This window comes from Microbulbifer aggregans (assembly GCF_020524005.1).
GTDB lineage: Bacteria > Pseudomonadota > Gammaproteobacteria > Pseudomonadales > Cellvibrionaceae > Microbulbifer > Microbulbifer aggregans_A.
Window position 1 is genome coordinate 178,765 of the sequence record NZ_JAIVKK010000004.1, and the last position, 13,166, is coordinate 191,930.

The following is a 13,166-nucleotide window of genomic DNA, read 5'->3' on the forward strand; positions in this document are numbered from 1 at the left end:
CTGCTTGAGATCTGGATCAGGGCAGCGGTCGTGTGCGTCCGCGGTCATCGATTGCCACAAACACGAACTCGCCTTCGGTCACTTTTACCTGCTCGCCGGTATCCACGCGAGTCAGCCACACTTCCACCAGGGTCTTGATTGAGGAGCGCCCTACTTCCAGGGCCTCGGCATAGCAACTGACGGTAGAGCCTACCGTTACCGGGCGCAGAAACACCATGCTGCCGACCGCAACGGTAGTCACGCGACCGCGAGCGATACTCTGGGCGAGGATGGCACCAGCGACGTCCATCTGAGACATCAGCCAACCGGCAAAAACGTCACCCTGGGGATTGGTGTCCCGGGGCATGGATTGGGTCTGCAGGGTCAGGGTGCCGCTGGGTTTTGGTTCTTCATCGATGGCCGACATGGAAGTGCTCACGGTTCTTAGATTTATTGATCCGGCAGGGCTGATAGTGTGGCCCGCAGGGTGGCGCATTCTAGCACAAAGTGGGTACAAATTAGCCAGAGCAGTACATCGCAAAAATCCCCCGTTCCAGAGTATTATCTGCTACGGCAGGCCTTAGGGTGCTGTCATCAATCCCGGCAGCCAGGTGGCGAGCGAAGGCCACAATGCCAACAGGCACATCACTAGTAACTGAATGGCGATAAATGGCGCCACCCCCCGGTAAATCGCTCCCGTTGCCACTTCCTCCGGCGCCACCCCGCGCAGGTAAAAGAGCGCGAATCCAAAGGGCGGGGTCAGGAAAGACGTTTGCAAGTTCAATGCAATCATGATGCCGAGCCACACCGGGTCCAGCCCCATCGCCAGCAACACCGGACCTACAATGGGCACCACCACAAAAGTGATCTCGATAAAGTCGAGGATAAACCCAAGCAGGAAGATCACCAGCATCACCAGCAGGGTCGCGCCGATCACACCACCGGGCAGGCTGTTGAATAAGTGAGTGACCACTTCCTCGCCATTAAAACCGCGGAATACCAGCGAAAACAGCGAGGCACCGATCAGGATCGCGAACACCATCGCGGTGACCTGCAGGGTGCTCTGCCCCACTTCGCCAGCGCGCTTCCAGTTCAGCGCGCCACGGCCCCAGGCCAGGATACCGGCGCCGAGGGCGCCAATGGCCGCGGCTTCGGTCGGCGTAGCCGCCCCCGTGATAATCGAACCCAGCACCAGCAGCATCAGGCCAATGGGCGGGAACAGGCTCTTCAGGGTTTCCGCCAGGTTGATCTCTTCGCTGCTGCGTTGCGCAAGCACTGGCTCACGCCGTGAAATAAACAGCAGGTAGGCAATATACGCGGTGACCAGCAGCAGCCCCGGAATTACCGCGCCGACGAACAGGTCGCCCACGCTGACCGGTTGTGGATTGAAAATGCCCTGGGACAGTTGCGCCTGCTGATAGGCGTTGGACAGAGTGTCGCCCAGTAGCACCAGTGCAATCGAAGGCGGGATGATCTGCCCCAGGGTACCCGTGGCACAGATGGTGCCAGTGGCCAGCTGCGGCGAGTAACCGCGCTTGAGCATGGTGGGCAGCGACATCAGGCCCATGGTCACTACCGTCGCACCGACGATGCCGGTACTGGCTGCGAGCAGGGCGCCAACCACCACCACCGAGATGCCCATCCCGGCCGGTACCCGGGAGAATACCCGGGCGAGATTCACCAGCAGCTCCTCGGCGATGCGCGCACGTTCGAGCATGATCCCCATCAATACAAACAGTGGTACGGCCATCAGGGTACCGTTCTGCATGATGCCGAACAGACGATCGGGGAAAGCGCGCAGTAACTCGCCATCGAAAACCCCGCCAACAATGCCGAGCCCGGCGGCGATCAGCGCGGTGCCGCCCAGGGTAAAGGCGACCGGGTAACCAAACATCAGCGCGATGCACACGGCGAGGAACATCAGTAGAGGGATCAGTTCCATCATGCGCCCACCTCGCTGTGTAGTTCTCCGGGCGCCTGATGCCTTGTGGAATTCCCTTTAAGCGGGATGGGTTCCGCCTGCGCCCCCGTTGCAGACAGGGGGGCGCCGACCGGCACTTCCAGCCGCATCAACGTATTTAACGCGCGGGCGAATTGGGAAATTCCCTGCAGGATCAGGGTGGCAGCAGCCAGTGGAATCAGGCTTTTCAGCAGGTAGACTCCGCCGAGGCCATCGGCGCTAGCGCTGCTCTCGTGCACTGCCCAACTGTTGGCGGCGAAGTGCCAGCCGCCCACCGCGATGAATATGCACAGCGGCAGCAGGAAAATCAGGCAGCCCACCGCATCCACCCAGGCTTTGCCGCGGGGCTGCATGGTGCGATAGAACACGTCCACCCGGACGTGCGCGCCACTGCGCAGCGCATAGGCGAGGCCAAGCATAAAGGCGGCGCCGTGGAGGTAAGCGACCGTATCCTGTAGCGCCAGCGAACCGCCGTCAAAGCCGTAGCGCAACGCCACCACAAGGCTCTGAATCAGCACCATTAACAAAGTGAACCAACCCAGCGCGCGGCCACTGGTAGCAGCGAACCGGTCGAGGCCGTCAGCGGCCCGTAACAGTAACGACATACCCGTTTTCTCTAATCCCTGAATATTGTTTTTTTCGTTATCCCGTTGAGCGTACCCTCTGGTCACGAATGACGCCAGCGCCGGTCATCGGGCATGCCCGGACATGGGAGATTGATCTTGCCTGCGCCTCGTAAAATTACCGCAGACGACTGTAACCTGTTTGTAACTTTTCATTCATAGAATCGTCACCAGTTCGACATAGCATGCGCCGCATGCAGAGATTTTGAACACCCTGGAGACACTTATGAACAAGCGTTCTGCGAACAAGAAAGTCCTCGCCTCGGCCCTGGCCGCCCTGACCATTGCGGCCTCTAACGTTGCTCTGGCGGCGCGTGACCACATCAGCATCGTCGGTTCTTCTACGGTTTACCCGTTCACCACGGTGGTGGCCGAGCGCTTCAGCCGTGCAACCCAGTACAAGACACCAGTGGTTGAATCCACCGGTACCGGCGGTGGCATGAAGCTGTTCTGCCAGGGTGTGGGTGAAAATACCGCCGACATCACCGGCGCTTCCCGCCGTATCAAGCAATCCGAGCTGGAGATGTGTAACGGCAACGGTGTTGACGTGGTGGAAGTACAGATCGGCTACGACGGCATCGTGCTGGCGAACGCCAAGACCGCCGAGCCGTTCGAGCTGAGCCGCAAGGACATTTTCCTGGCACTGGCCAAGGATGTTCCCAACCCGGACGGTTCCGAAACCCTGGTTGCGAACCCGTACAAGACCTGGAAAGACGTCAACCCGACTCTGCCCGCGCACAAAATCGAAGTATTGGGCCCGCCCCCGACTTCCGGTACCCGTGATGCATTTGCCGAGCTGGCAATGGAAGGTGGCTGTAAGAAGTTCGACTGGATCGCGGCCAAGAAAAGCAGCGACAAGAACGCCTACAAGGCCATCTGCCACAACATCCGTGAAGACGGCGCCTACATTGAAGCCGGTGAGAACGACAACCTGATCGTGAACAAGCTGGCCGCCAACCCGAACGCGCTGGGTATCTTCGGTTTCAGCTTCCTCGACCAGAACGCTGACAAGGTACAGGGCTCTGTTATCGAGGGTCAGGAGCCGACGTTCGACTCCATTGCTGACCAGAGTTACCCGGTGTCCCGCCCGCTGTTCGTCTACGTGAAAAAAGCGCACGTTAACGTGGTGCCCGGAATCAAGCAGTTCCTGGCCGAGTTCACCAACGAGCGCGCCTGGGGTGACGAAGGCTACCTGGCAGACAAGGGCATGATCCCGCTGCCTACGGCCAAGCGCCAGCAGGTTGCCATGGACGTACGCAAGCTGAATACCCTGACCAACCTGGCTGCCAAGTAACCGCGGCAACCAGACCAGGTAAAGGGAATTACCGGCCAAGCCCACAGGGCTTGGCCGTTTGCATATATAAAAGAGTGCGATTTTTCACTGTGTCATTCAGAGAGTGTCATTTAAAAATCGCCAGAAGACCGGATAATTGCCGGCCAATTTTTTAACCGAGCGAATCGATGCAGACACCCACTTTATTCGCCCTGTTGCTGCTGTTGATCCTGGTGGCCTACGGCACCGGTTTCAGCCGCGCCATCGCCGCCGCCCGCAGCCGCGGTGGTATCCGCAGCCTGGCGTCGCTGCCCAGCTATTACGGTGTGCACACCGCACTCTGGTGCGGTCTGCCAGCACTTATCCTGCTGGGAACCTGGCTGGCGTTTGACGACGCGATCATCCGCGCCCTGGTGATGGGTGGCATTGCCGACAAGCCGGCGAGCATTTCCGGGCAGAACCTGCTGTACGCACAGATCCAGAATCTGGCCGCTGGTAACCAGCTCGGTGAAATAACCCCGCAACTGCAGGCCGCTGCGGCGCACCTGACAAGCCTGCGCCAGAACGGCCAGTACATGCAGACGGCCCTGATCCTGATCCTTTCCGCCGGTCTCGGTGCCTTTGCCTTGCTGCGGATTACCCCGGAACTGCGCGCGCGGGAAAAAGTGGAAAAGGTGCTGCGGGCGGTGTTGCTGACCTGTGCCTGCGCGGCGATTTTCACAACTGTTGGCATCCTGATGTCGGTGTTGCTGGAATCGATTCGCTTTTTCCATGCGGTGCCGGTGACTGAATTCCTGTTCGGCCTGCACTGGAGCCCGCAGATGGCTATGCGCGCAGACCAGGTGGGTTCCAGTGGCGCGTTTGGTGCGGTACCACTGTTCACCGGTACGCTGATGGTGTCTGCCATCGCCATGTTTGTGGCGGTGCCGGTGGGTCTGATGTCGGCGATCTACCTGGCGGAATATGCGGGCAAGAAAGTGCGCGCGGTGGCCAAGCCGATGATCGAGATTCTCGCCGGTGTACCCACTGTGGTATACGGCTTCTTCGCGGCGTTAACCGTTGCGCCGTTTATCCGCGATCTCGCTCAGTCCGTGGGACTTGAGGCCTCCAGTGAAAGTGCACTGGCGGCGGGCCTGGTGATGGGCGTGATGATCATTCCATTTGTGTCGTCACTTTCGGACGATGTGATCAACGCGGTGCCCCAATCCCTCCGCGACGGCGCCCTCGGTCTTGGCTCCACCAAATCCGAAACCGTACGCAAAGTGGTGATTCCAGCGGCCCTGCCGGGCATCGTCGGTGGTGTATTGCTGGCTGTGTCGCGCGCGATCGGTGAAACCATGATCGTGGTGATGGCCGCTGGCCTTGCCGCGAACCTCACCGCCAACCCGCTGGAGTCCGTGACCACCGTAACGGTTCAGATCGTCACCCTGCTGGTGGGCGATCAGGAATTTGACAGCCCGAAAACCCTGGCCGCATTCGCACTGGGCCTGATGCTGTTCATTTCCACCTTGATCCTGAACTTCATCGCCCTGCACGTAGTGAAAAAATACCGGGAACAGTATGACTGATATGACCCAAACCCAGGTGCGCGAGCGTATCGAGGCACGGCTCGCCAGCCGCCATCGCAAGGAAAAAATCTTCCGTGGTTTTGGTATTGCGAGTATCGCTTTTGGGGTGCTGGCAGTACTGGTGCTGTTCACCGACATCATCAGCAAGGGCGCCAGCGCCTTTGTTCAGAGCCAGATCCAGCTGCAGGTGAATTACGACCCGGCCGAGCTTGGCATCGACAAGGTCGATGGGGAAAGCCTGGCGTGGGCCAACTTCGACGGTGTGATCCGCAGTGCCCTGCGCGAGCGCTTCCCCGATGTCACCGGTCGCCGCGACAAGCGCGAGCTCTACTCCCTGGTGTCCAACGGAGCCGGCTTCAACCTGCGCGAGCGCCTCGAGAGCAACCCGGCGCTGCTGGGTCAGAGCGAGATCGTGTGGGTGAACGCCGACGACGACGTGGACACCTATGTGAAAAGCCTTTCCAAAAGTGCGGAAGGCTTTCTCGGTCGCACCTCGGAGCAGAAAGCGGCATGGATCCGCCAGCTGCGTGAAAGCGGCGAACTGGAAAAGCGTTTTAACACCACCTTCTTTACCAACGGTGACTCCCGTGAGCCTGAACAGGCGGGTATTCGCGCAGCACTGGTGGGATCCCTGCTGACCCTGCTGGTAACTCTCGCATTGTCCTTCCCGATCGGCGTGGCGGCAGCCATTTACCTGGAAGAATTTGCGCCGAAGAATCGATGGACTGACCTGATCGAGGTAAACATCAATAACCTCGCCGCGGTACCGTCCATCGTATTCGGTCTGCTGGGCCTGGCGATTTTCATCAACTTCTTTGAAATGCCGCGCTCGGCGCCGTTGGTCGGTGGCCTGGTACTGACCCTGATGACCCTGCCGACGATCATTATTTCCAGCCGCGCATCGCTCAAGTCAGTGCCGCCATCCATCCGCGAAGCGGCCATGGGCATGGGGGCCTCGCGCATGCAGGTGGTGCTGCACCACGTATTGCCACTGGCCATGCCCGGCATGCTCACTGGCGCCATCATCGGTATGGCCCAGGCTCTGGGCGAGACCGCGCCGCTGCTGATGATCGGCATGGTGGCATTTATCGTCGACGTGCCGCACGGGATTACCGATCCGTCCACCGTATTGCCGGTACAGATTTTCCTGTGGGCCGACAGCCCGGAGCGTGCTTTCGTAGAGCGCACCTCCGCCGCGATCATGGTACTGCTGGCAGTCCTGATCACCATGAACACCTGCGCAGTGTGGCTGCGCAAGAAACTTGAGCGCCGCTGGTAATCCGCGGGCCAATGCTAAGATAGCGACCTGAGAAAGAGCCATGACTACCATGACCCTGAATGCAGGCCCGGCCGTAGCTGCCGGTGACCAAGCCAAAAATCCAGCCGCGGAGCAGAATGCTGTGAAGACCAATGCGGAAATCGTGAAAACTGTAGGCCAGCCCTTCAGTGACCAGGCCAAGCTGCGCATGCGCAACGTGAATGTTTTCTACGGCGAGACGCAGGCTATTCACGATGTGAGCCTGGATATCGGCCGCAATGAAGTGGTTGCCATGATCGGTCCGTCCGGCTGTGGTAAATCCACTTTCCTGCGCTGCCTGAACCGGATGAACGACACCATTGAAGGTTGTCGTGTCGAGGGTGAACTGACGCTGGACGGTGAAGCCATCTACGGCCCCAAGGTTGATGTTGTGCCGCTGCGCGCACGGGTTGGCATGGTGTTCCAGAAGCCGAATCCCTTCCCCAAGTCCATTTACGACAACGTCGCATACGGCCCCAAGATCCACGGCATTGCCAGCCGCCGCGCGGAGCTGGATGAAATCGTTGAGAACAGCCTGCGTCGCGCCGGCCTGTGGAACGAAGTCAAAGACCGACTGGACAAGCCGGGCACCGGCCTGTCCGGTGGTCAGCAGCAGCGCCTGTGTATTGCCCGCGCCATCGCCGTGAGCCCTGAGGTGATCCTGATGGATGAGCCCTGCTCTGCATTGGACCCAATCGCCACCGCGCGCATCGAAGAGCTTATTGACGAGCTGCGCGAGAACTACACCATCGCCATTGTTACCCACTCCATGCAGCAGGCGGCTCGTGTGAGCCAGCGCACCGCATACTTTCACCTGGGCAAGCTGGTAGAGGTGAACGATACCGAGACCGTGTTTACCAACCCGGAACACGAACTCACAGAAGCATACATTACCGGCCGCTTCGGCTAAGGTTTGGGGGAATAGACAAAAGATTATGGAAATGCATTTCGATCAACACATCTCCCGCCAGTTCAACGAAGACCTTGAAAGCATCAAGACGGAAATGCTGGAAATGGGCGGTATGGTTACCCGCCAGGTGGCCGATGCCGTGGAAGCACTGGCTACCGCAGACAGCGAGCTGGCAGAAAAAGTCCTGCGCGTGGAAGAGGAAATCGACCGCTGCGAAATGGAGCTGGACGAGCACGCCACCCTGATTATTGCCAAGCGCCAGCCAGCGGCGTCGGATCTGCGCATGGTGATGTCCATCATCCGCATTGCCCGCGATCTCGAGCGTGTGGGCGATGAAGCGAGCAAAATCGCGAAAATGGCCATTGCCCTGACCGAGGAAGGTACCGCACCGCGCGGCTACACCGAGATTCGCCATATCGCCAATGCCGTGCGCAAAATGCTGAACGACTCCCTCGATGCGTATACGCGTTTCGACGTCAAATCTGCAATGGAAACCCTCGCCGAAGACGAGCAGGTGGATATGGATTACCGCAGTGCAGTGCGCGAAATGATTACCTATATGATGGAAGACCCGCGCAGTATTTCCCGGGTGATGAACGTGCTGTGGACACTCCGTTCCCTCGAGCGTATCGGTGACCATGCCAAGAATATCTGCGAGCAGGTTGTTTATCTCGTTGAAGGTGCAGATATTCGCCATGGTAATGAAGCGAAATTGCGATAACTTTATTGAGCAAAAAGTTAAAATAATTAACTAGTGGTGGATTTATCCGCCAATACCTCGCCAATACCAAGCCAATAGAATAACGCTCTATTGATAATTGTATTTAGCGCAATTAAAGTCCTGCGCGACCGTTTCTGGTTGTTTTTGATGCTAAATATAATTAGGGGGCGAAGTTGAAAAAGTTATTAATTGGCGCAATTGCTTTGTGTACAACAATGTCTGCGCAGGCGATAGAGAGTTCCTGGTATTTAAAATTTGGCTATGGCGCAACTGACCCGGATGCCGGCATTCTTGAACAGCAGTTATCTAACGAACTGGGGGCGTATGAACAATTTGGCTTTGCGCGAGGCCTTAGTTTAGCACTTGGTTATCAACTAAATCCCTATATTGCTATTGAAGGCGGACTTGTCGATTGGGGTGATTCGACAATTGAGGATAAGGCTTATTACGGAAATTTGATGCTGGATGGCATCGCTGGCCATTATCGCACCAAGGCAAGAGTATCGGGTAATACCGGAAATTTGGGCGTAGTGCTGTCCACGTCTGTCGCGCGCCGATTTGCAGTTGGCGTTAAAGGTGGTTTCCATGTATGGACCCTTGAGGAGCGCGTGAGGGCCATTGATGAATGGCAGCAGATTGTGGGCGAAAACGAATCTGGGGGGGCGGTCGTTGTATCCTCAGAAACGCAACTTGTTGATTATGCACGATCCACCGATGGCAGCGATCCATATGCCGGTTTGATTGCCAGTTATCGTGAAGATAGTTGGGCATTGAGCGTGGAATATACCGTGTTCCAGACAGAATTCGCTGATCCATCAAGTACGATTTTCTCTGTATCCAAAGAATTCTAATCAAATATTTTTAGGCGCTTGTGGTTTATTGGTTGTCGAAATTCAAGCGTCTCTCTTTCCTCCCCTTTTTCCCGTTTCAAATTAGTAAATGATTCCTGAGTTCTTAACGCATATTTATACTGATCTATTCAGCTACGGTTAAGACATAAAGTGCGATAAATGGTATCAGCACGTGGTAACAACTACAGGCTACACCGCGTAATTGAGACGGCCGTCACAGTCAAGACTAATGATTGCGCGGGAAATTTTGTTTGCTACAATCCGCGCCGCATTTGCCCCATGGGGATATGCGCGAGTACGCAAGTACAGATGTAATTTAAACAGGGAACACTTCCATGAAGTTCAAGTTTGCAGCACTTCCGCTCATGCTGGTTTCTGCTATTGCCTCCGCAGAGCAGTACAACTCTTTCACCGATGCCGACTACACGAACATCGACACCAATTTTGGTGATGTCGATGTGCTGTCAGTGGGTTCCCAGTACTATTTCGGCGCCCTGAATACCCTGGGTCCGCGCAAAGAATTTTCCTATATTCTTCCGGTATCCAATATATACGGCGGCGTGGCTCATTATGATACCGACGGTTCCGATGCAGATATGCTGACTGTTGGTGGTGAATACTTTACCGGCCAGTGGAAAGTTTCCGGTCAGATCGCAGATTTCGACGGGTACAGTGTTTACTCCGCGGGCCTGGGCTTCCTGTTTACCCCGAATCTTCTTGCTGAAGTCCAAGCGGTAAAAGCAGAGGATGAAGACACTGATTTTGTGTTCCGTGGCCAATACAACCATCAGCTGGGCGGCAACGATTACATCGGATTCACCGCGGAAATTGATGACGACCTGGATCAGCGCAGCGTTTCTTCCAAGTATTTCACTGCACTCTCTGGCGGCCGCTACTTCACTGCAGAGCTGTCTCTGACCGATAGCGACGATACCGATATGTACTGGGGTGGAGAAGTGGAGTTCTACTTCGATGAGAACACTTCTATCGGCGCGGCCTATGACGACAACGAAGACTATGAGCTGAATGCCACCCACTTCTTCAACCGCAATGTTGCGGCTAAAGTGGCTTATGGTTCCAATGCCGATTACAACGATGCTGACGTGTTCAGCCTGGGCGTAACCGTGCAGCTGTAATTTCTCTACAGGAAATTACCAATAAAAAAGCGGGTGAAGAAATTCACCCGCTTTTTTTATGTCACTTATTCAGGGTCCCCCCGAATAAACTTATTCGTCAGCCATTGCTGCCCAATGCCTGCACTCGTGCCTGTGCCTTGGTACCAATCTCCCCTTCAGATTGCGCGGCGATCTGGTATTGGCTCAATGCATTTTTTGTATTGCCCTGCCCTTCATATACCTGCCCAAGATAATAGTGCGCATGTGCGGTATCCAAGTATTGGGTAGAGCGGTTCAGATCGCGCTCCGCGGCGGTGTAGTTTTTCAACTGAGCATTCAACATGCCGCGCATCAGCCAGTTGGAAAACAGTGTCGGATTTTTCTGTACCGCGGTCTCGTAGGATTTCAGGGCTGACTGGTACTGCTTTTTCTGTGCCAGCAGGTCGCCTTCCAAGGCGTAAAACGCGGCTTCCTTGGGTTGCTGCTTCTGAGCCTGACGGGTCAGTGTGAGGGCGCGGTCGTATTCTTTGTTGCCTACCGCGGCGACAGCCTCGTCATAGCTCTTGTACGCATCCGCATCACGTTTCAGTTGCCCGATGGCCTGCTGGTATTGCGCACGGTTGGCGGTGCCACCGGCGGACAGTTTGGATGCATGTTTTTTATTGGCGTCTACCCGCGCCTGGGACGGCGGGTGGCTGGCAAACAGGGCTTCCAGGCCCCCGGACTGCTTGCCTTTGGAGAGCGCAACAAATTTCTGCTGCAGGCGCACGGCACCTTGGGTGTCGTAGCCGGCGGCAGCCATGTACTTCATGCCGTACTGGTCTGACTCCAGCTCGTTCTCACGGCCATACTTGGCGATATAGGCTGAACCGCCCAGCTGGCTGCCCAGGGAGACGAGATCGCCGTAATTGGTGTTCTGGGTCGTGGCGCCGAGGATGGCGATACCGGCACCCAGAATCTGCTGTTGGGACATGGCGGCCGCCGAGTGGCGTGCGGCGGCGTGCACAATCTCGTGGCTAAGCACGGCGGCGAGCTCCGCCTCGTCCTCTAGTAATACCAGCAATCCGCGGTTGACGGCGATTTTGCCACCGGGCAGCGCCCAGGCGTTGGGCACAGAGTTGTTCAGCACGACAAATTCATAGGGTAGCGTAGGCTGGTCGGAGACCTTGGCCAGTTTTTGCCCTACGCGGCTGACGTAGCTTTGCAGGGCGGGGTCGACCAGGTATTCACCGCCCTGTTGTTGCTGGGCCTTGGGGTATTCCTGGGCGCCCAGGGCCACTTCCTGGTTCTGGGACATGAGCGAGAGCTCTTTCTTCCCGGTCACCGGATTGACGGCACAGCTGGTCACGCCAAGGGCCATGACGGTGGTGATCGCACTGGCCATCAGGCCTTTGGATATGGAACGCGGAAACATGCTTCCCCTCCCTGTATAATGTTCGGTTTATGCCTTAGCGCGTTATTGTACACAGTCCCGGGAGTGAGGTTATGACGACGGCACTGCAAATTATCGAACTGTTTGCCGGCACCAATCCGGACGGAGAGCCCGTCGTGGAAAGGATGCAGGTGCGGGTCAATGAAGACGACAGCGTACAGCTGGTGCGTTCACCGGCTTTCATCAAGGGGCTGGCCAGCGGTGACTCCATCAAGGTCAATCGCGAGGATCCGGAGAAGCCCACCTTTGAGCTGGTGAAGCGTTCCGGCAACCTGGCCGTACGGGTATTCTGTCGCGGTGACAGTACCAAACTCTCGGACCAGCTGACCCCGCAACTGGAAAAGCTGGGCGGTGAGCTGGATATGGAAAGCCCGCGCCTGCTGGTTTACAGCATCCATGTGAGCTGTGGCTTCGCCGAGATTGAAAAAATCCTGAACAGCGTCTGCGATGGTGCCAACAGTGTTTGGTACTACGGCAATGTCTACGACCCGGTGGACGGGCAAACACCATTGAACTGGTGGCAAGATATCCTGAAACCAGAATAAAACCGACTTCATACAAATACCGTCATTCCGGCGTATGCCGGAATCCAGCACTCCGGACTCTGGATCCCGGCCTGCGCCGGGATGACGAAATTCATCAGCAGTTGAACCTATATGCTTATCGTCATTTCCCCCGCAAAAACCCTCGACTATGAGAGCGAGATACCCCAGCTGGAAACGACCCAGCCGGATTTTCTGAAGGAATCGGCGGCGCTGATCAAGGAGCTGCGTGCGCTCAGCCCGCAGGATATTTCCAGTCTGATGAAAATCTCCGACAAGCTGGGCGTACTCAATTACGACCGTTTCCACGCCTGGAAACGGCCTTTTACTGAGGCTAATGCGCGTCCGGCCCTGCTGGCCTTCAAAGGGGACGTCTACACCGGGCTGGCAGCGGAAAGCATGAACAAGCGGGATTTCGCTTTTGCCCAGAAACACCTGCGCATGCTGTCCGGCCTCTATGGCCTGTTGCGACCGCTGGATTTAATGCAGCCGTACCGGCTGGAGATGGGGACCAGGTTCGCCAATGCCGGTGGCAAAAACCTGTATGAATTCTGGGATGGCAAGCTTACTGCTGCGCTCAATGCGCAGTTGCAGGCGTTGAAGAGCAAGGAACTGGTGAACCTGGCTTCCAATGAATACTTCAAGTCGGTAAAACCAAAAAATCTTGAAGCGGAAGTCATTACTCCCCACTTCAAAGACTGGAAAAACGGCCAGTACAAGATGATCAGTTTCTTTGCCAAGAAAGCGCGCGGGATGATGAGCCGCTGGGCTATTGATAACCGGGTGAAGCAGGCGGAGCAGCTGAAAGACTTTGACGTGGCCGGTTACTACTTCAGCGAAAAGGATTCCAAGGGCAACGACTGGGTTTTCCTGCGCGACGAGCAGCCAGCCTGAT

At 56.7% G+C, this 13,166-nt stretch carries 13 protein-coding genes; 9 read left to right on the top strand and 4 right to left on the bottom strand.

The annotated features are described in order from the left end of the window. Window positions 1–16: 16 nt before the first annotated feature. From LC093_RS08360 to LC093_RS08370, 3 genes are all read right to left on the bottom strand, one after another. Window positions 17–406: an acyl-CoA thioesterase gene (locus LC093_RS08360; RefSeq protein ID WP_226664092.1), complete on the bottom strand. Its 390-nt coding sequence runs from the start codon at window positions 404–406 to the stop codon at window positions 17–19. A gap of 153 nt (window positions 407–559) precedes the next feature. Then, complete coding sequence (locus tag LC093_RS08365; RefSeq protein WP_226664094.1) at window positions 560–1,924, bottom strand: TRAP transporter large permease; 1,365 nt, start codon at window positions 1,922–1,924, stop codon at window positions 560–562. Continuing rightward, a complete protein-coding gene (locus LC093_RS08370; protein WP_226664096.1) occupies window positions 1,921–2,544 on the bottom strand; it encodes a TRAP transporter small permease subunit in 624 nt (207 codons plus the stop codon). Before LC093_RS08370 ends, LC093_RS08365 begins: the two co-directional genes overlap by 4 nt. Before the next feature lie 244 nt (window positions 2,545–2,788). On the opposite strand from LC093_RS08370, the gene LC093_RS08375 reads away from it, so the two are divergent. The 7 genes from LC093_RS08375 to LC093_RS08405 all read left to right on the top strand — a co-directional run bounded on the left by LC093_RS08375 (window position 2,789) and on the right by LC093_RS08405 (window position 10,318). Beyond that, window positions 2,789–3,856, top strand: a complete 1,068-nt coding sequence (locus LC093_RS08375; RefSeq protein WP_226664098.1) for a PstS family phosphate ABC transporter substrate-binding protein — start codon at window positions 2,789–2,791, stop codon at window positions 3,854–3,856. Window positions 3,857–4,023: 167 nt separating this feature from the next. Further along, window positions 4,024–5,403 (top strand): phosphate ABC transporter permease subunit PstC, encoded by a 1,380-nt coding sequence (gene pstC, locus LC093_RS08380; RefSeq protein WP_226664100.1) that lies wholly within the window; start codon window positions 4,024–4,026, stop codon window positions 5,401–5,403. Further along, on the top strand, window positions 5,396–6,682 hold the full coding sequence (gene pstA, locus LC093_RS08385) for a phosphate ABC transporter permease PstA (protein WP_226664102.1): 1,287 nt from the start codon (window positions 5,396–5,398) through the stop codon (window positions 6,680–6,682). The genes pstC and pstA overlap by 8 nt, the downstream gene beginning before the upstream one ends. Before the next feature lie 187 nt (window positions 6,683–6,869). Next, the gene (gene pstB / locus LC093_RS08390; protein WP_264192985.1) at window positions 6,870–7,610 is read left to right on the top strand and encodes a phosphate ABC transporter ATP-binding protein PstB; all 741 of its coding nucleotides are present in this window, start codon (window positions 6,870–6,872) and stop codon (window positions 7,608–7,610) included. Between the two features lie 25 nt (window positions 7,611–7,635). Continuing rightward, window positions 7,636–8,331, top strand: coding sequence for a phosphate signaling complex protein PhoU (gene phoU, locus LC093_RS08395; protein WP_226664105.1), 696 nt, complete (start codon window positions 7,636–7,638; stop codon window positions 8,329–8,331). A gap of 173 nt (window positions 8,332–8,504) precedes the next feature. Then, window positions 8,505–9,182, top strand: coding sequence for an outer membrane beta-barrel protein (locus LC093_RS08400; protein WP_226664107.1), 678 nt, complete (start codon window positions 8,505–8,507; stop codon window positions 9,180–9,182). 335 nt (window positions 9,183–9,517) lie between these two features. Continuing rightward, window positions 9,518–10,318, top strand: a complete 801-nt coding sequence (locus LC093_RS08405; RefSeq protein ID WP_226664108.1) for a putative porin — start codon at window positions 9,518–9,520, stop codon at window positions 10,316–10,318. 97 nt (window positions 10,319–10,415) lie between these two features. Here the strand turns inward: LC093_RS08405 and LC093_RS08410 are convergent, their stop codons facing one another. After that, entirely contained in the window at window positions 10,416–11,711 is a 1,296-nt protein-coding gene (locus tag LC093_RS08410) for a M48 family metalloprotease (RefSeq protein ID WP_226664110.1), read from the bottom strand. 71 nt (window positions 11,712–11,782) lie between these two features. On the opposite strand from LC093_RS08410, the gene LC093_RS08415 reads away from it, so the two are divergent. Together LC093_RS08415 and yaaA are read left to right on the top strand one after the other, a co-directional pair. Next, a complete protein-coding gene (locus tag LC093_RS08415; protein ID WP_226664112.1) occupies window positions 11,783–12,274 on the top strand; it encodes a DUF4265 domain-containing protein in 492 nt (163 codons plus the stop codon). Between the two features lie 111 nt (window positions 12,275–12,385). Further along, window positions 12,386–13,165: a peroxide stress protein YaaA gene (yaaA, locus tag LC093_RS08420; RefSeq protein ID WP_226664114.1), complete on the top strand. Its 780-nt coding sequence runs from the start codon at window positions 12,386–12,388 to the stop codon at window positions 13,163–13,165. Window position 13,166 lies beyond the last annotated feature (1 nt).